Source organism: Pseudonocardia oroxyli (assembly GCF_900102195.1).
GTDB classification, from domain to species: Bacteria; Actinomycetota; Actinomycetes; order Mycobacteriales; family Pseudonocardiaceae; genus Pseudonocardia; species Pseudonocardia oroxyli.
Genome location: NZ_FNBE01000013.1, coordinates 195,520 through 212,999, shown reverse-complemented (window position 1 = coordinate 212,999; position 17,480 = coordinate 195,520). Strand labels below are relative to the sequence as shown.

Below are 17,480 nucleotides of genomic sequence, written 5' to 3'. Positions count from 1 at the left end.
GTCCTCCTCGAGACCGACGGCGAACACGACCTCCCCCTCGGCCGCGACCTCGCCCGCCTCGGCCACGGCACCCTGACCCCGGTACACACCCACCGCGACGTCGCACCAGCACTGAACCGCATCCTCAACAGATAGGAACCGCTTGTGAGTGCCGTCATCGTCGTCGCCACCATCACGCCCAAGGCCGGCGAGGAGGCCGCCGTCAAGGAGGCCCTGCTCGCCGCCGTCCCGAAGGTCCACGCCGAGCCCGGCTGCGGGAAGTACGCGCTGCACGAGCGGTCCGTCGACGACGGGGTCGAGTTCGTCATGCTGGAGCGCTGGGAGTCCGGGCAGGACCTGAAGGCCCACGGCGCCGCGCCCGCCCTGGCCGAGCTGGGCGGCGCGCTCAAGGGCAGGTTGGCCGCACCGCTGGACGTGCGCTACCTGACCGGCGTCCCCGCGGGCACCGCGGAGCAGGGCACCATCTAGTGCCCCGTCGGCCCCCGGCACGGTGGGGGTGCAGACTCGGGACGTGAGTTCCCTGATCGGCCTCGACGCGATCGAGGCGGCCGCCCGCGAGATCGACGGGCACGTCGTGCGCACCCCCACCGTGCCCAGCCCCGGCCTGTCCGCGCTGCTCGGCGTCCCCGTCACGGCGAAGCTGGAGCTGCTGCAACGCACCGGCTCCTTCAAGGCCCGCGGCGCCACCGTGAAGCTCCGCTCGTTGACCGCCGCGGAGCGGGCGGCCGGCGTCGTGGCGGTGAGCGGCGGCAACCATGCGATCGCGGTCGCGGACACCGCCGCGGGGCTCGGGATCGCGGCGACCGTGGTCATGCCCGAGGCCGCGTCCGCCGGCATCGTGGCGGCCTGCCGGGCCACCGGCGCCGACGTGCGCCTGACCCCGGACATCGCGGGCGCGTTCGCGCTGGTCGACACGTTGCGGGCGGACGGGCTGACTCTCGTCCACCCGTTCGACGACCCCCGGGTGATCGCCGGCGCCGGGACCGTCGGGCTGGAGCTCGCGCAGGACGCGGGCCCACTGACCGACGTCATGGTCAGCATCGGCGGCGGCGGGCTCATCTCCGGGGTCGCGGCGGCCCTGGCCGAGCTGCGCCCCGGGGTGCGGGTCTGGGGTGTGGAGACCACCGGCGCCGAGGCGATGTCGGCGGCGCTGCGCGGGGGCGCGCCGACGACCGTCACGCTGTCGTCGATCGTCACGTCGCTGAGCGCGCCCGCGGTGTCGGAGCTCACGCTCGCGCACGTGCGGAAGCTGGTCGAGGAGGTCCTCGTCGTCAGCGACGAGGAGGCCGTGCGCGGCTCCCGGGACCTCGCCGACCACGCGAAGGTCTGGGCCGAGCCCGCCGCGGGCTGCCTGCTCCCGGCCGCCCGCCGGGTCCTGGAACGCCACCCGGACGCCCGCCTGGGCCTGGTGATCTGCGGCGGGAACGTCTAGCGCCTCCGGCGCCCGTGCGTGGTAAGTGGTGCTGGAGCACCACTTACCACGCACGAGCGCCGGAGGCGCAATTCCAGAGCGGGTCGCGGCGTTGTGCGGGGTGTGGACGTGCAGGACGTGGTGGTGATCGGGGCCGGGCAGGCCGGGTTGTCGGCGGCCTACGGGCTGGCGCGGACCGGGCTGGACTTCACGGTGCTCGACGGCGAGGTGGGGCCGGGCGGGGCGTGGCGGCACCGCTGGGACTCGCTGCGACTCTCCGACGCCCACCGCGTCCACCCGCTGCCCGGGATGGACTTCGCCCCCGAGGACGCGTCCCGCCCCGCCAACCGGGTCGTGCCCGAGTACTTCGCGGCCTACGAACGAGAATTCGCCCTCCCGGTCGTCCGGCCGGTGCGGGTGAGCGCGGTCCGGTCCGTCGGGGAGCTCCTGCGGGTCGAGACCGACCGGGGCGACTGGACCGCGAAGGCGCTGGTCAACGCCACCGGAACCTGGAACCGGCCGTTCGTGCCGCACTATCCGGGCGTGGAGACCTTCCGCGGGCGACAGCTGCACACCGTGGACTTCCCGGGCGCCGAGGCGTTCGCCGGGCAGCGGGTCGTCGTGGTCGGGGGCGGCAGCTCGGCCGTGCAGTTCCTGCTGCAGATCGCGCCGGTCGCCGCCGCGACCACCTGGGTCACCCGCACCCCGCCGCGGTGGCGGTCCGGGCCGTTCGACGAGAACGCGGGCCGGGAGGCGGTCGCGCTCGTCGAGGAACGGGTGCGGCAGGGGCTGCCGCCGCGCGCCGTCGTCAGCGTGACCGGGCTGCCGCTGACGGACGCCAACCGGGCCGGGATCGAGTCGGGGGTGCTGGAGCGCAGGCCGATGTTCACCGCCGTCACCCCGACCGGGGTGCGCTGGGGCGAGCACGAGGAGCCCGCGGACGTGCTGTTGTGGGCCACCGGGTTCCGGCCCGCGGTCGGCCACCTCGCTCCCCTGCACCCGCGCTCGCCGCACGGCGGCATCGCCCTGGACGGCACCCGCGCCGTCGCCGACCCCCGGGCGCACCTCGTGGGCTACGGCCCCTCGGCCAGCACGATCGGCGCCAACCGGGCGGGTCGGGCCGCGGCCCGGGAGATCGCCGCGTTCCTCACGGGGTCCGCTGCCGCTCCCGGCGCAGCGTGACGTACTCGCGAATCACCAGCACGAGGATCGCGACGTCCAGCGCCGCGAGGAACGGCAGCACGATCGACCCCGTGTGCACGGCGCGCAGGATCTCGTAGACGACGAACGCCCCGAGCACGAGCACCGCGACCGGGTAGGCCGGCAGCCACTTGCGCAGCAGCGCGACCACCAGCGCGAGCTTCACCACGCCGTGCAGCGCCAGGTAGAGCACCGCGAACGTGCGGTCGCCGGACACGAACTCCGACGTGCCGGCGACGAAGTGGCGGGCGAGCGAGCCGTCGGGGTCGCCGAGCAGGTCCCTGGCCAGGACCTCGGCGACGAGGCGATGGACCGTCGCGCCCGACACGACCGCCAGGAGCAGGGCGCCGAGCAGCTCCGCCGCGCCGTCGACCCCCTTCACGACGAGCGCGATGCGGAACAGCCGCTCCGTCCTACTCATCGCGTGATGCCCGTGTGTCCCAGCGAGTACCGGCCGGGCTGCGGCCACACGCAGAGGCCGTGCGGTCCGTCCCCGACGTCGATCTTGCGGATCAGCGAGCCGTCCGCCGTGGAGAGCACGTAGACGGCCCGGTCGTAGCGGCCGGAGAGCCAGAGCTGGGTGCCGTCCGCGGTCACGTTGCCCATGTCGGGGCTGCCGCCGCCGGGGATCCACCACTTGGCGACGGGGTCGCCGGTGTAGGCGTCGAGCACGCTGACCGAGCCCTCGTGGCGGTTCGTCACGTAGAGCCGCGTCGCGTCCCGGGAGAGGTAGAGGCCGTGGGCGCCGCCGCCGGTCGGGATCTCCCGCACGACGTGGGTGGCCGCGCCGTCCAGCACCCAGACGCCGTTCTGGTCGGAGTCGGCGATGTAGAAGACCGAGCCGTCCGGGGCGAGCTTGATGTCCTGCGGGCCCATCATCGTGTTCCGCGTCGGCAGGTCGATCATGCGCAGCAGGGTGCGGTGCTCGAGGTCGACGACGGCGACCCGGCCGGCGAACTCGCAGGTGAACACGGCCGTCCGGCCGTCGGGGGTGTAGTCGGCGTGGTCGATGCCCGCGCAGTCCGGGGTCGGCAGCTCGCCCTGCTCCTGCCAGGTGTGCGGGTCGTAGAAGACCAGCTTGCGGCGGGCCTCGGCGACGGAGATCGCCGACGTGCCGTCCGGCGTCGCGTACATGTTGTACGGGTCGACGACCGGGATGGGCGCGCCCGGCGTCCCGGTCGTCGGGTCGAACGGGACGATCTTGTTCGTGGTGTCGTCGGTCGCGTAGAGGGTGCGCATGTCCCAGCTCGGGACGACGTGCTGCAGCTCGCCGCCCAGGTGGTAGGTCCCGACCGTCTGGAACGTCGTGGGGTCGATGACCTGCACGTCACCGGACTTGGTCTCGGGCACGTAGACCAGCGGCTTGGCCCCACGCACCGCGTCGGAGAGCATGTTCGCGCCCGCGGCGGCGTACACGTTGTGCGGGTCGGTCACCGGCGGCATGCCCGTCGGAGCCGCCGCCGTGGGCGGGGCGGCCGGTGGCGGCTCGGTCGGGGCCGGTGCGGGCGCGGTGCTGCACCCGGCCGTGGCCAGGACGAGGACGGCGGCCGCGAGCAGCCGAGAGCGCATTCCCACCGAACGTGTCTCCTTCAGCCGAACAACCTGGTCGCGGTCACCGGGGTGAGTCCGCGCGCGGCGAGATCCGCGAGCACACCCGGGACGGCCTGCAGGGTCCCGGGATGGCCGAGGTGCATGCTCACGACGCTGCCCGCGGTCGCCGCCGCCACGTTGCGGCGGATCGCCGCGACGCCGGGGTCGGTGAAGTCCTGCGAGTCGACGTCGTAGCTCAGGACGGTGGGGTATCCGGCCGCCGCGGCCAGGGCGATGACCTCGGGCGTCGCATGCCGGCTCTGGGAGGGGCGGAAGAAGGCCCCGGGCCCGCCCGTCGCGGCGGCGATGAGGTCGCGGCAGCGTTCGATCTCGCTGCGCGCGGCGGCCGCGCCGAGGGCGTCGACGTCCCGGTGCGCGTAGGTGTGGTTGCCGATCTCGTGGCCGAGGCCGGTGACGACCTTCGCGGCGTCGGGGTGCTGTTCGAGCCAGGTCCCGACGGCGAGCACCGTCACCGCCGCCCCACCCTGCTGCAACGCCGTCAGGACCCGGCGGGCCAGGTCCAGGTCACCCGCACCGTGGAAGGTCAGCGCCACCTCGGGGCGACCGGTGGTGGCCCGCTCGACCTCGCCGGCCGGCGGGGCGGACGGGGCCGTCGGGGGTCTCGGGGGTGTCGGGGTGGGTGCCTGCGGGTTCGCGACGGGTGTCCCGGGCTCGGTGGTCGAGCACGCCGCGAGCACCGGGAGGGCGAGGGCCGCCCCGAGTACCGCGCGGCGCGGCGCCACCCGCTTCCCCACGCTCACGGGGCGACCCTAGCCCCCACCTTGAACTGGGGTTTCCTTGGTCGTCCCGAGGGTCTTCCTTTACGGTGCGACGGCGCAGGACGCGGTCCCCGAGAAGGTCGAGCCGTCCCACGTGCGCCCGTCGAAGACGATCTCGAGGCGGCCGTCGCGCACCGTGGCGGTCGCGGTGGCGGAGCCCGCCTTCCCGTCCGAGGTCACGTACGAGGTGTCGTAGCTCCACCCGGCCCCGGTGGTGTTGAGGGAGGGCTCGACGACCGGCGTCGACCCGAGGGTGAGGTACAGGCCGTCGAGCTCGCCCTGGGCCGCGGCGTCGTCACGGATGCTGACGGCCTCCGGGGTGCACCGGCCGTCGGCGGCCACGCCGGTCAGGTCGTAGGTCCGCGTACCCGCGACGGCCCGGGGATCGGCGGTGAACCGCACCTGCGCCTGGGGCGGGGCGTCCGCCGCCACGGCGGGCGCGGCGGCCGTGGCGGGCGCGGAACAACCCGCCAGGGTGGCCAGGAACAGGGAGGCGAGAAGCAGTCGTCGCATGGGGGAACGCTACGAACGGCGCCCGTCCCACCCCAGGTGATCAGCAGGCGTCCGCGCGGTGGTGGTGGCCCCACCCCGGCGGGGTCCGTGGGCGGTGGCGAGGGCTCGGCCGCCGGCACCGCCCACGGAGCGTCAGGCCTCGACCTCGGTGCCGTCCTGCGCCCACCGGGTGTGGAAGGAGCCCTCGGCGTCGATGCGCTTGTAGGTGTGGGCGCCGAAGAAGTCCCGCAGGCCCTGGATCAGGTTCGCCGGGCCGCGCTCGCGGCGGTAGCCGTCGTAGTAGGACAGCGAGCTGGAGAACGCCGGGATCGGCACCCCCTGCTCGGTGGCCTTGACGATGACCCGGCGCCAGGCGTCCTGCGCGTTCGCGACGGCCTCGGTGAAGTACGGGACCATCAGCAGGTTGTCCAGGTCGGGGTGCTCGTCGTAGGCCTCGCGGATGCGGTTGAGGAACCGCGCCCGGATGATGCAGCCGCCCCGCCAGATGGTGGCCATCTCGCCCAGCTTGAGGTCCCAGCCGTTCTCGACCGACGCGGCGCGCATCTGGGCGAAGCCCTGCGCGTACGCGACCACCTTGGAGGCGTAGAGCGCCAGGCGGATGTCCTCGACCAGGGACTCGTCGACCTCCTTCGACGGCGTCGGGCCCGCGAGCACGCCCGCCGCCGCCTTGCGCTCGGAGCGCAGCGCCGACAGCCCGCGCGCGAACACGGCCTCGGTGATGCCGGTCAGCGGGATGCCGAGCTGCAGGGCGTCGATCGCCGTCCAGGTCCCGGTGCCCTTCTGGCCCGCCTGGTCCACGATGACGTCGACGAGCGGGCGCCCGGTCCTGGCGTCCGTCTTGGCGAGGACCTTGCCGGTGATCTCGATCAGGAAGGAGTCGAGGTCGCCGGTGTTCCACTCCTCGAAGATCTTGCCCACGGCGGGCGCGTCGAGCCCGACCACGTTCGTGAGCAGGTCGTACGCCTCGGCGATGAGCTGGATGTCGGCGTACTCGATGCCGTTGTGCACCATCTTGACGTAGTGCCCGGCCCCGCCCGGCCCGACGTGCGTGACGCACGGCGTCCCGTCGACGACGGCCGCGATCGACTCGAAGATCTCGCGGACCTCCTCGTACGCCGCGGGGTCGCCGCCGGGCATGATGCTCGGCCCGAGCAGTGCGCCCTCCTCGCCGCCGGAGACCCCGACGCCCATGAACCGCAGCCCGTTCGCCTCGCACTCGGCGGTGCGGCGCACGGTGTCCGGGAAGTGCGAGTTGCCCGCGTCGATGATGATGTCGCCCTCGTCGAGGAGCGGGGTCAGCTCCTCGATGACGCCGTCGACGGGCTTGCCCGCCTTGACCATGACGATGATCTTGCGGGGGGTCTCGAGGGAGTCCACGAAGTCCTTCACGGACTCCGATGCCGTGAAGTCGCCCTCGGCGCCGTAGTCGGCCATGAACTGCTCGGTCTTGGCGTACGTGCGGTTGTGCACGGCCACCGGCACCCCGCGGCTCGCGATGTTCCGGGCCAGGTTGGCCCCCATCACCGCGAGGCCGGTGACGCCGATGCGGCTCTTCTCCGCCATGGGTTCCTCTCCGTCGCCGAGGCACCCCGCCCGATCCGACCCGGGGTGCCGTCCTCCGTCCATCCTGCCGCGCGCCGCCCGCCCGGGGCGAGTGCAGTGGGAAAGCACATGCGCTGGGGAGCGTCCGACGGACCCCCGCCGGCCCGCGACGCCCCAGGCGGGCACCCCGCGGCACCTCGGCGTCCTCGCCGGGATCGAGGTCGAGCAGGCCGTGCACCGGCGCCAGGTCCCGGACCAGCACGGCCAGCGCCTCCGTGGCCGCGGGCGCGGCCGGCGTGCGACGACCGGGCGACAGCTGCCTCCCGAGCCTGCGCGCGGCGGCGCCGATCGCCGCGACCTCCTCCGGCCGGACCCGGACGAACACCAGCGGCGGGCTCAGCCGCCACGGTTCGCGCCGCGCGGTCGTCGCGGGGAGCAGCGCGGCGCGCAGTCGCCGCGCCGTCGCCGGGTCCACAGCGGACGAGACCGAGTCGACGAGCCGCTCCCAGTCCGCGGGCGCCACGGGCAGCGCCCGACGCACCTCCCCCATCCGCCCAGCATCGGTGTGCTCCGGGCCGCGGGACCATACGTGGACCTGCGTACCCAGAATGAGCGCACCGCTGGGGCCGCCGAGCGCTTCCCGACGCTGAGTGACGCTTGGGCGTCCCAAGCGTCACTCAGCGGCGCTTGGGCGTCCCAAGCATCAGCGCTCCCACCACCCCCCGACGCTTGGGCGTCCCAAGCGTCACTCAGCGGCGCTTGGGCGTCCCAAGCATCAGGGTCCCGCCGGCACCGGACCTAGAACGCAGGCCAGGGGATGGCCGGGCCGTAGCCGGAGGGCTCGGGGAAGAGCGGGACCGCGAGCATGAGGTCCACCCGCTCGGTGAGGGCCCGGATCTCGGACAGGGTGATGTGCGGGCCCAACCGGTCCTCCAGGTCGCCCGCCAGCTCGGCGCGCAGCCTGCCGAGCGCCTCGATCTCCGCCTCGGACAGCTCCTCGCCGACCCATCCCCACAGCACGGTGCGGAGCTTGTCCTCGGTGTGCATGGTCAGGCCGTGGTCCACGCCGTAGACCCGACCGTCGTCGCCCGCCAGGACATGCCCGCCCTTGCGGTCGGCGTTGTTGGCGACGACGTCGAACACGGCCATGGCACGCAGCCGCGGATCGTCCGCGTGGACCAGCACGGCGGGTGCGCCGTCGTCGTCCCGCGCGCGCAGGACGCCCTTCCAGCCGGGCTTGATCTCCTTGGGCGAGCACACGTCCACGAGGTCCTCGGTGGTCTCGGTGTCCACCCAGGCCTGGACCATGCCCGGGCCGAACGGTCCGTCCCGCAGCACGGTCGGGGGCACCACCTGCAACCCGGCGGCCTCGCTGACCAGGTAGGACGCGACCTCGCGCCCGGCGAGCGTGCCGTCGGGGAAGTCCCACAGCGGGCGCTCGCCGCGCACCGGCTTGTACACGCACTCGAAGGTGTGCCCGTGGGCGGCGATGGTGCCGAACAGGGTGGCGTTGGAGGCGGCGACCATCCGCCCGGTGACCTCGATCCGCCCACGTCGGAGCACCTCGAGGATCTCGGGATCGCGCAGGTCGGGCCCGGTGTGTCCGGTCAAGGCCGTACTACTCGGCCGCTTCGTCGCCGGTCGCGCCCATCGGCGAGCGCTGGTGGAACCCGTTGAGCCGCACGCAGACGTGACCCTGCGGGTCGAGCGGCTCCGCGCACAGCGGGCACGGCGCCCGGCCGGCGGAGACGACCTTCTCGGCCCGGTCCGCGAAGGCCTTGGCCTGCGTCGGGGACAGGAACACGCGCAACGCGTCCGGCCCCTCGTCGGTGTCGTCGAGGACGACGGACTCGTCGACCTCCTCCTCGGTGACCGCGAGCAGCTCCACCACGATGGACCTGCTGTCGGCATCCCACCCCAGGCCCATGGTGCCGACCCGGAACTCCTCCTCGAGCGGCACCGCGAGCGGGTCGTTGTCCGAGGACGGCCCCGACGGCGCGACCGCGGCGGCGGGCCCCGCGTCGCCGCCGAACCGGCGCTCGACCTCGGTCAGCAGCGCCTCGATGCGCTCGGCGAGCACCGACACCTGCTGTTTCTCCAACAGCACGCTGATGGTGCGCGCCTCCTCGACGGCCTGCAGGTAGAAGGCCCGGTCCCCGGGCTCGCCGACGGTCCCGGCGACGAACCGCTCGGGCTGACGGAAGACGTGGATGACGCGTGACATGGCGATATCCAGACTAGGCCACTCGACGGCCACCGGCACCCCGGTATGACCAGGTCGTGGTCAGGCCCCTGTGGACCCGCCGACCACGGCCTCCTCGGCGGGCTTCTCGTCCTTCTTCGGGATCAGCGCCGCGACGTCCCCACCGACGTCGTTCACCCGGGCCACGAAGGGCCTCGTCGGGGTGTAGGTGATCACCGAGAGGGAGCAGTTGTCGACGACGATCCGCTGGAAGTTGTCCAGGTGGGTGGCCATCGCGTCGGCCACGACGGACTTGATCGGGTCCCCGTGGCTGCACGCGACCCAGACGGCGTTCGGCCCGTGCTCCTCGGCGATCCGCCGGTCCCAGCGCCGGATGGCGGCGACGGCGCGGCACTGCATCTGCGCCAGCCCCTCCCCACCCGGGAAGACCGCCGCGGACGGGTGCGCCTGGACGACCCGCCAGAGGTCCTCCTTCGCCAGGTCCTTGAGCTCGCGGCCGGTCCACTCCCCGTAGTCCACCTCGGTGAGGTCCGGCTCCACCGACGGATCCAGCCCGCGGGCCTTCGCCAGCGGCTCGACCGTCTGCGCACACCGGGTCAGCGGCGAGGTGACGATCGCGGCGATCGGGACCGGGGCGAGCCGCTCCACGAGCTGCTCGGCCTGGCCGCGGCCCTTGTCGTCCAGCTCCACCCCGGCCGTGCGGCCCGCGAGCACGCCGGACGTGTTGGACGTCGAACGGCCGTGGCGGACGAGGATCAAGGTGGGCACGGACTCGACCCTACGTGGCGGAGACCGCGCCGATCGCCAGTGCCGCCATCAGGGCCACGCCGAGGGCGATCCGGTAGGCCACGAACACGTAGACGGTGTTCTTCTCCACGAACTTGAGCAGCCAGGCGATCACCGCGTACCCGACGACGCCCGCGACGACGACGGCGACGATCATCTGGAAGGGGCTGGGCCCGTCGCCGGCGAAGACGTCCGGGAGGGTGAACAGCCCGGACGCGAACACCGCCGGGATGGCGAGCAGGAACGAGAACCGCACCGCCGCGGCCCGCTGCAGGCCCAGGAAGAGCCCGACGGTGATCGTGCCGCCGGACCGCGAGACGCCCGGGATCAGGGCCATGGCCTGCGCGAAGCCGAGGATGATGCCGTCTCGCATGGTCAGCTTCTCGACCGGGCGCTCCTGCGTGCCGAAGCGCTCGGCGAGGCCGAGCAGCACGCCGAACACGACGAGCGTGGTCGCGATGAGCCACAGGTTGCGCGCGACCGTCTCGATCTGGTCCTTGAACAGCACGCCCAGCACGCCGATGGGGATGGTCCCGATGATCACCATCCAGGCCATCCGGTACTCCTGCGTCGCCCGCACCTCGGGGTCGCGCAGGCCGCGGAACCAGGTGACGACGAGGTTCCCGATGTCCTTGGCGAAGTAGACGATCACCGCGAGCTCGGTGCCGATCTGGGTGACCGCGGTGAACGCGGCGCCCGGGTCGTGGCCGAAGAACACGCCGGAGACGATCCGCAGGTGGCCGGAGGACGAGATCGGCAGGAACTCGGTGAGTCCTTGGACGAGCCCCAGGACGATGACCTCAAGCCAGCTCACGGAGCGTCACCGTAGCGGCAGCGGGGTGGCCGACCTCGCCCGCACCCCCGGATGGCACGCTCCCCCCGTGCAGCGCAGGAGGGTCGGCGGATCGGGTCTGCAGGTCTCCCGGATCGGGCTGGGCACCATGACCTGGGGCGAGGACACGGACGCGGACGGCGCGGGCGAGCAGCTCCTCGCCTTCACCGAGGCGGGCGGCACGCTCGTCGAGACCGCGGACGTCTACGGCGACGGCACCGCGCAGCAGGTCCTCGGCGGGCACCTCGCGGACGGCCTGGTCGCCCGGGAGGACGTCGTGATCGCCGCGCGCGGCGTCCCCGCGGGCGGGGCCCTCGGCGGCGGCTCGGCGCGCGGCGCCCTGCTCCGCGGGCTCGACGCGACGCTGCGCAGGCTGCGCACCGACCACCTCGACCTCTGGCAGCTCCCCGGCTGGGACACCCACGTGCCCCTGGAGGAGACGCTGTCCGCGATCCAGGTCGCGGTGCTCGCAGGCAAGGTGCGCTACGCCGGTCTGGTCGCGCCGTCGGGCTGGCAGCTGGCCACCGTGGCCGAGCGCGCGCGGTCCGTCGGGAACCTGGTCGCGCCGGTGTCGGTGCAGGTCGAGTACTCGCTGCTGACCCGTTCGGCCGAGCGCGAGCTGCTGCCCGCGGCCCGCCACCACGGGCTCGGGCTGCTGGCCTGGGCGCCGCTCGGTCGCGGCGTGCTGACCGGCAAGTACACCGACGGCACCCCCTCGGACTCGCGGGCCGGCTCGCCGAGCCTCGCCGCCTACGTCGAGGCGCGGCGCAACGAGCGCAGCGCCCGGATCGTCCAGTCCGTGCTCACGGCGGCGGACGGGCTCGGGACCTCGCCCCTCGCGGTCGCCCTGGCCTGGGTGCGGGACCGGCCGGGCGTGGCGGCGGCCGTCGTCGGGGCCCGGGACGCGGCGCAGCTGGCCGCGTCCCTGGCGACGGAGAAGATCACGCTGCCGCCGGAGATCCGAGCGGCGCTGGACGATGTCAGCACCCCGTGATTTCCGTATGGTGGCTTCGTGTAACCCCCGGTTCACCGGGGGGCGCGAGCACGGCGGGGAGGTGACCGGTGGCGACCGGTTCTGTGGAGGCCGTCGATCCCGACGGGAATATCACCGTGGAGGGGGACTGGGAGTACCGACCCCTCCGGATCGACGGCGACGTGCCGCGGATGACGGCGGCGGTGCGCCTGGCGATCCAGGCCGAGTACGCGGGGTGGGAGCTGTCGAGGGTGCGGTTGTACCCCGGCGGCGTCCGCAAGGTGTGGCTGCGCCGCAAGCGCACGAAGCACATGCTCCCCGAACTCTCCTACTGACCCCCGGCATCGTGGAGCCACCACTGTCGTTCTCGGGGCCCGAAACGACGGTTGTGGCTCCACGATGCGGTCAGTGTTCCCAGGTCAGCGGCGGCGGGGCGGCGGAGCCCTTCGGGCCGGGGACGCCGCGGAAGCCGTAGGGGGCCGGGTCGCGGCCCGGCTGCACGAACCAGCACTCCCCCGGCTCGCCGCGCTCCAGGATCGCCTCGATCGCGTCCGCGACGTCCTCGGCGGTGAGCAGCGGGAAGTCCCCGAACTGCGCCTTCTGCTCCACGATCAGCGGGGTGTCGGCGAACCCGGGGCAGACGGCGTCGATCGTGATCCCGCGCGGCGCCAGCGCCGCGGCGGCGGACCGCACGTACCCGACGACGGCGTGCTTCGACGCCGTGTACAGGGCGTCCCCGGGCATGCCGACCAGGCCGGCCAGACTCGCCGTCGCGACGATGCGGCCGCCGCCCGCCCGCGTGAGCGCGGGCACCGCGGCGGCCGTGCCGAAGACCACGTGGTCCACGTTCACGCCCATGATCGCCCGGTAGCCTGCGAGGTCGAGGTCCTCGACCCCGGACTGGCCGGAGGTGATGCCGGCGTTCAGCAGCACCGTGCGCAGCGGGCCGATCTCCTCGGCGGCCGCGACGGCCGCGGCCACCGCCTCCGGATCGGTGACGTCCGCGACGTGCGACGACCCGCCCAGCTCGCGGGCGAGCTCCTCGGCGGGCGCCCGGTCGACGATCAGGACGTGCTCGCCCGCCGCGGCGAGCCTGCGGGCGGCGGCGGCACCGATGCCGGACGCACCCCCGGTGACCAGCGCGACCATCAGACGTTCCGCAGGAACGTGTCCATGACCCGGGCGCCGAACTCCAGCGCGTCCACGGGCACCCGCTCGTCGATGCCGTGGAACAGCGACGCGAAGTCCAGGTCCGGGGGCAGGCGCAGCGGGGCGAACCCGAAGCAGCGCATGCCCAGCTCGCTGAAGGCCTTGGCGTCGGTGCCGCCGGAGAGCATGTAGGGCACGGTCCGGGCCGTCGGGTCCTCGGTGCGCAGGGCGGCGGCCATGGCGTCCACCAGCGGGCCGTCGAACTCGGTCTCCAGGCCGGGGAGGTCCTGGATCCACTCGCGCGTGACGTCCGGCCCCAGCAGCTCGTCGACCTCCGCCAAGAAGGCGTCGCGACGGCCCGGGAGCACGCGGCAGTCGACCGTGGCCTCGGCCGTCGACGGGATGACGTTCGCCTTGTAGCCGGCGCTGAGCATCGTCGGGTTGGCCGTGTCCCGGACGGTCGCGCCGACCATGCGGGCGACCGGGCCGAGCTTGGCGAAGGCGCCCTCGATGTCGGAGTCCGGGAACTCCATGCCGGTCAGCTCGCGCACCGAGTCCGCGAAGGCCCGCACGGTGTCGGTCATGACCAGCGGGAAGCGGTGGTTGCCCAGCCGCGCGACCGCCTCGGACAGGATCGTGACGGCGTTGTCGTCGTGCAGGAACGAGCCGTGGCCGGGCCTGCCCTTGGCCCGCAGCCGCATCCAGGCCATGCCCTTCTCGGCCGTCTCGATCAGGTAGACGCGCTGGTCCTCGGCCAGGGTCAGGGAGAACCCGCCCACCTCCCCGACGGCCTCGGTGCACCCCTCGAACAGGTCCGGCCGGTTCTTCACCAGCCACTGCGACCCGTAGGCGCCGCCCGCCTCCTCGTCCGCCAGGAACGCGAACACGATGTCCCGCGGCGGCACGTAGCCCTCGCGCTTGAACCGCCGCGCGACGGCGATCGTCATCGCGACCATGTCCTTCATGTCGACCGCGCCGCGGCCCCACACGAAGCCGTCCTGCACCGCGCCGGAGAAAGGGTGGACCGACCACTCGCTCGGCTCGGCCGGGACGACGTCGAGGTGGCCGTGGACGAGCAGCGCGCCGCGGCTCGGGTCGGCCCCCGCCAGGCGGGCGAAGACGTTGCTGCGCCCGGGGGCGCCGGAGTCCAGGACCTCGACCTCGTAGCCGACCTCGGACAGCTTCGCGGCGACGTACTCGGCGGCCGCGCGCTCCCCCACCACGGTCGTCGGGTCGCCGGTGTTGGACGTGTCGATGCGGATGAGGTCCGAGCACAGCTCGACCACCTCGTCAGCAGCGGTGACAGGGCCGGTCATGACCATGTTCCTACCACCTGCAGGCCCCCCCGAACCGCTCCGCTATGCTTTCCCCGTCGCACCGGGCAGCGCCCGGTGAGGTCCGAGTGGCGGAATGGCAGACGCGCTAGCTTGAGGTGCTAGTCCCCGAGTAGGGGGTGGGGGTTCAAGTCCCCCCTCGGACACACACGCACGAATCACAGGGGTCGATCCCGTGCATCCCCAGCCCGTTCTCCGGGCTGCTGGGCATTCCCTCCCCACGGCCACGGCTGTCCCCGTGGTGCCGCCGCGCTCCGGCCGGATTCGCCGAGGCGCGGTCGCGGCGGGCGGCGGTGGTCGCCGCGCCCCGAGTCGTCGAGAACGTGACCACACCGACCTTGACGACACCCGGCCAGAACCTGGATGACAACCGCGCTGGCTCAAGATGCCAGTTCCCGAGCAGGAAGTAAGGGTTCAAGCCTCGCACACGGATTCAAGCGCTGACTTGAGGTGTGATTCCGCCTCGGGGTTCCATGGCGTCGTCACTGACCAGATGGACGTCGTTCGCGGACGGCATGCCCCCAGTCGGGGACACGGGCTCGGCCAACCGGTGCCGCAGGTCAAGGAGCCTCGCGGGTCGACAGAACAGCGCCCCTGAGTCCCGGGCGGGCGCGTGGACTGTCCCGATGTAGCGCCAGCCATGCATGCGGTAGTAGCGATGCAGGCCTGGTGACGTCTTCCAGGCGTCAAGCCGGACATCGCGCAGACCGAGCCGCGCCGCCTGATCCACCGACCAGTCCAAGAGGAGCGAGCCATACCCGTTCCCCGCGCAGCGCGGGTCGGTGGCGAGCTTCGCTAGGTAGAGCGACGACCCCGGGCTCGGCCAGAACTGCGGGTCGCCCGCCCGGCTGACGGTGATCGTGCCGACAACCTCCTCGTCGATCCCGTCCCGACAGAGAACGTGGGTTGCCCCCACCCGGATGTTCCCGGCCATCCTGCCGTGCCATCGCCCGACCGAACTCCACTGGTCACTGCTGTGATGACGGCGGATCCAGCGGACCCGAGCCTCGAACAGGCCCATGATCAACGGGAGGTCGGCCTGGCGCGCGGCCCGAATCCGGTGTCGGGCCAACGACGCCCCCCAGATCTTCGTAGGTGATCTCCCACCGGTCTGACGGGAGAATCGAGACCAGGACCCGGACGGGCGTGCCCTCCGAGGTCCTGCTGACACGAGTATGCGCCATCACGGCGCAGCCCGGCGCTATCTCGAGCTGTCGAACCTCGTCCCGCGTCGGGCGACGCACCACGATCGAGTCGCGGTACGACGCGAGACCGAGCCCGAGGTCAGCGAGCACGTGCCGTCCACCTCGGGTGATGTCAGCAGGATCTGCGATTCGCGAGTCCTTGACCATCTCGTGGGGGAAGTAGGAGTCGGACAGCGCGTAAGGCACGTCGTCGACGTAGCGGATGCGCCTGCGGACGAGGACGAGATCACCGGAGGGACGCTGGAGCAGCATCGCCACCTCCGGATCAGAACGGACGTACTCGACCCGAATCTCGGTGCGCGAGCGGTATCCGGCCTCCTCCACCACGGCGGCGAAGGCGTCGACCGGACGCTCCTCCTGCTCGAACGCGTACATCGGCAGCACGAGCCGGGGGCGCCTGACGACAAAGGTGCCGCGAGAGCTCCTCGAGTCCAGGTAGCCCTCGTGGTGCAGCAGGTTCAACGCGTTCTGAACGACCTGCCGCGAGACCTTGTAGGCCCTCTCGAGCTCCACCCCCGTCGGAAGGCGTGCCCCGTCCTTGAGCTCTCCGTTCTCGATGCGCTCAGCGATGTCGCTCGCGATCTGTTGGTATACCGACTCGCTGTCCCTCGCCATCTCCGCCTCCGCCCGGCTCGAGCCTTCCGTCGGCAACCTTGCCCTACCGCTGCCAGCATGGTGAACTTATACATATCAAACATGTCATACGTGTTGATGTTCACGGTCTGCTGCGGCGGTGTCCGCGACCGGGGAGATGGCGATGGACTGGATCGTGCTGGTGGTCGGTGGCGGAGTCGTAGCCCTCGTCTCCGTGGGCATCACCGTGGGCCTCATGGAGGCGCGGCAACGCGCTGTGTGGCGGATGATCGCGGCGGAGCGTCGCCGTCGCTGGGACGACGACAGACCTTCCGACGACGAAGGATGACCGGCCGACCCCGACGGTTGACATGTCGGCGCGGCTTCCTTCGCATGAGGCCCCACCCGTGATTGAGTTCGTCGGTGACGACGGCGAGGCTTTACGGCAGCCCTGCGACTGCTCCTGCGCCCGACGCGTCGTCGCTGTATGCGGCGTATGCGACCGTGCACTCCGCCCTTCGTTCGTTCATGTGGACAGCCCAGGTCACGGAGGTGCCACCCGCACCGCTGGCATCAAGCTTCGAGTTCGTCCCCGAGCGGTCCTACTTCGTCGGCGGCGCCGAGGAACCGGACCTGCTGCTGCCCGCGTCGAACACGCTCCAAAAGCAAGTCGCGTGCGGCCTGATCGGCTCCGTCTACTGCGTCGCGCCCTGCTACCGCCGAGAACCACCCGAGCGCTCGGCGACTTCGGCGCTGCACACCTTCCACCAGATCGAAGTCGAACTGCAGGGGGCTGACGCCGCTGCCGCCCGTGACACTGCACTCGCCCTTCTCGGCGAGATCAGCGCGCAGTTCTGCGGGCGAGACCTGGGCACCGTCGCCACCCTCGACCTGCTGGATCTCGCTGTGCCCCCCACCCATGACACCTACGACAAATGGCTCGCCGAGACAGTCGACCCCGCCGTCGCGACTTGGGTGCTCCACCTTCCTCAGAACCCGTTCTTCGTGGTCAACAGCGCTGTCCCGGGCACGCACCTGTCTGAAACGTTCGAGCTGCTCTTGCCCGACGGGTTCGGCGAGGTGCTGTCCGGCGGGCATCGCGATCCGGGCACGGCCGCCGACCTCTGGCGCCGGGCAGGGCAGAGCCCGTCAGCGACGCCACCCCCGTCGAGTGGTTTCGGGATCGGAGTGGAACGCCTAGTGGCGTGGCTGCTCCGGCAGCGCGATCTGAGGGACGTCGTTCTTCCCCACTGGCGAGTCTGATCGGATCGCGGTTCGGCGACGTCCGCGGGGATGACCGAGCGGGCGTACTCCGCGGCGATCAGTAGGCTCGGCGTGCTCTCGATACTTCGCCCCGCGGATTGTTCATGAGGCTCGACAGCCTGGCTAC

General features: G+C 72.5%; 20 protein-coding genes and 1 tRNA gene. 8 read left to right on the top strand and 13 right to left on the bottom strand.

Features of this window, described 5'->3' with window-relative positions:
- Positions 1–144: 144 nt before the first annotated feature.
- From BLS43_RS20290 to BLS43_RS20280, 3 genes are all read left to right on the top strand, one after another.
- A complete protein-coding gene (locus BLS43_RS20290) occupies positions 145–468 on the top strand; it encodes a putative quinol monooxygenase (RefSeq protein ID WP_093087356.1) in 324 nt (107 codons plus the stop codon).
- A 43-nt stretch (positions 469–511) separates the two neighbouring features.
- Positions 512–1,432: a threonine/serine dehydratase family protein gene (locus BLS43_RS20285; RefSeq protein WP_245707624.1), complete on the top strand. Its 921-nt coding sequence runs from the start codon at positions 512–514 to the stop codon at positions 1,430–1,432.
- A gap of 102 nt (positions 1,433–1,534) precedes the next feature.
- Positions 1,535–2,593: an FAD-dependent oxidoreductase gene (locus BLS43_RS20280; RefSeq protein ID WP_093087354.1), complete on the top strand. Its 1,059-nt coding sequence runs from the start codon at positions 1,535–1,537 to the stop codon at positions 2,591–2,593.
- Here BLS43_RS20280 and BLS43_RS20275 read toward each other — a convergent pair.
- From BLS43_RS20275 to BLS43_RS20235, 9 genes are all read right to left on the bottom strand, one after another.
- The gene (locus tag BLS43_RS20275) at positions 2,559–3,032 is read right to left on the bottom strand and encodes a DUF2127 domain-containing protein (RefSeq protein ID WP_093087352.1); all 474 of its coding nucleotides are present in this window, start codon (positions 3,030–3,032) and stop codon (positions 2,559–2,561) included. The two genes, BLS43_RS20280 and BLS43_RS20275, sit on opposite strands and share 35 nt — an antisense overlap.
- Positions 3,029–4,180 carry a YncE family protein gene (locus BLS43_RS20270; RefSeq protein WP_093087350.1) on the bottom strand — a complete coding sequence of 384 codons (1,152 nt, stop codon included), beginning with the start codon at positions 4,178–4,180 and terminating at the stop codon, positions 3,029–3,031. The genes BLS43_RS20275 and BLS43_RS20270 overlap by 4 nt, the downstream gene beginning before the upstream one ends.
- Before the next feature lie 20 nt (positions 4,181–4,200).
- Complete coding sequence (locus tag BLS43_RS20265) at positions 4,201–4,962, bottom strand: polysaccharide deacetylase family protein (protein ID WP_093087348.1); 762 nt, start codon at positions 4,960–4,962, stop codon at positions 4,201–4,203.
- 60 nt (positions 4,963–5,022) lie between these two features.
- Positions 5,023–5,493 carry a hypothetical protein gene (locus BLS43_RS20260; RefSeq protein ID WP_093087345.1) on the bottom strand — a complete coding sequence of 157 codons (471 nt, stop codon included), beginning with the start codon at positions 5,491–5,493 and terminating at the stop codon, positions 5,023–5,025.
- A gap of 132 nt (positions 5,494–5,625) precedes the next feature.
- Positions 5,626–7,056 (bottom strand): NADP-dependent phosphogluconate dehydrogenase, encoded by a 1,431-nt coding sequence (gndA, locus tag BLS43_RS20255; protein WP_093087343.1) that lies wholly within the window; start codon positions 7,054–7,056, stop codon positions 5,626–5,628.
- 777 nt (positions 7,057–7,833) lie between these two features.
- Positions 7,834–8,646 (bottom strand): SCO1664 family protein, encoded by an 813-nt coding sequence (locus BLS43_RS20250; protein WP_281245852.1) that lies wholly within the window; start codon positions 8,644–8,646, stop codon positions 7,834–7,836.
- 7 nt (positions 8,647–8,653) lie between these two features.
- Positions 8,654–9,259: a DUF3090 domain-containing protein gene (locus BLS43_RS20245; RefSeq protein WP_093087340.1), complete on the bottom strand. Its 606-nt coding sequence runs from the start codon at positions 9,257–9,259 to the stop codon at positions 8,654–8,656.
- Positions 9,260–9,319: 60 nt separating this feature from the next.
- A complete protein-coding gene (locus BLS43_RS20240) occupies positions 9,320–10,006 on the bottom strand; it encodes a histidine phosphatase family protein (RefSeq protein WP_176921439.1) in 687 nt (228 codons plus the stop codon).
- Between the two features lie 10 nt (positions 10,007–10,016).
- On the bottom strand, positions 10,017–10,838 hold the full coding sequence (locus BLS43_RS20235) for an undecaprenyl-diphosphate phosphatase (protein ID WP_093087336.1): 822 nt from the start codon (positions 10,836–10,838) through the stop codon (positions 10,017–10,019).
- 67 nt (positions 10,839–10,905) lie between these two features.
- Here BLS43_RS20235 and BLS43_RS20230 point away from each other — a divergent pair, with 67 nt between their 5' ends.
- Together BLS43_RS20230 and BLS43_RS20225 are read left to right on the top strand one after the other, a co-directional pair.
- Entirely contained in the window at positions 10,906–11,850 is a 945-nt protein-coding gene (locus tag BLS43_RS20230) for an aldo/keto reductase (RefSeq protein WP_093087404.1), read from the top strand.
- A gap of 68 nt (positions 11,851–11,918) precedes the next feature.
- Positions 11,919–12,164 carry a DUF5703 family protein gene (locus BLS43_RS20225; protein ID WP_093087334.1) on the top strand — a complete coding sequence of 82 codons (246 nt, stop codon included), beginning with the start codon at positions 11,919–11,921 and terminating at the stop codon, positions 12,162–12,164.
- 70 nt (positions 12,165–12,234) lie between these two features.
- On the opposite strand, the gene BLS43_RS20220 is transcribed toward BLS43_RS20225, so the two are convergent.
- Positions 12,235–12,978: an SDR family oxidoreductase gene (locus BLS43_RS20220; RefSeq protein ID WP_093087331.1), complete on the bottom strand. Its 744-nt coding sequence runs from the start codon at positions 12,976–12,978 to the stop codon at positions 12,235–12,237.
- The gene (locus BLS43_RS20215) at positions 12,978–14,294 is read right to left on the bottom strand and encodes a M20/M25/M40 family metallo-hydrolase (RefSeq protein ID WP_093087402.1); all 1,317 of its coding nucleotides are present in this window, start codon (positions 14,292–14,294) and stop codon (positions 12,978–12,980) included. Before BLS43_RS20215 ends, BLS43_RS20220 begins: the two co-directional genes overlap by 1 nt.
- Before the next feature lie 80 nt (positions 14,295–14,374).
- Here BLS43_RS20215 and BLS43_RS20210 point away from each other — a divergent pair.
- A tRNA-Leu gene (locus BLS43_RS20210) sits at positions 14,375–14,458 on the top strand.
- A gap of 287 nt (positions 14,459–14,745) precedes the next feature.
- Here BLS43_RS20210 and BLS43_RS32105 read toward each other — a convergent pair.
- Together BLS43_RS32105 and BLS43_RS20200 are read right to left on the bottom strand one after the other, a co-directional pair.
- Positions 14,746–15,246 (bottom strand): GNAT family N-acetyltransferase, encoded by a 501-nt coding sequence (locus BLS43_RS32105; protein ID WP_176921438.1) that lies wholly within the window; start codon positions 15,244–15,246, stop codon positions 14,746–14,748.
- Positions 15,247–15,280: 34 nt separating this feature from the next.
- Positions 15,281–16,132 (bottom strand): GntR family transcriptional regulator, encoded by an 852-nt coding sequence (locus tag BLS43_RS20200; RefSeq protein WP_093087327.1) that lies wholly within the window; start codon positions 16,130–16,132, stop codon positions 15,281–15,283.
- A gap of 142 nt (positions 16,133–16,274) precedes the next feature.
- On the opposite strand from BLS43_RS20200, the gene BLS43_RS30120 reads away from it, so the two are divergent.
- Both BLS43_RS30120 and BLS43_RS20190 read left to right on the top strand, forming a co-directional pair.
- Entirely contained in the window at positions 16,275–16,439 is a 165-nt protein-coding gene (locus BLS43_RS30120) for a hypothetical protein (RefSeq protein ID WP_176921437.1), read from the top strand.
- Between the two features lie 74 nt (positions 16,440–16,513).
- Positions 16,514–17,353 (top strand): amino acid--tRNA ligase-related protein, encoded by an 840-nt coding sequence (locus BLS43_RS20190; RefSeq protein WP_093087323.1) that lies wholly within the window; start codon positions 16,514–16,516, stop codon positions 17,351–17,353.
- The last annotated feature ends 127 nt before the right edge of the window (positions 17,354–17,480 follow it).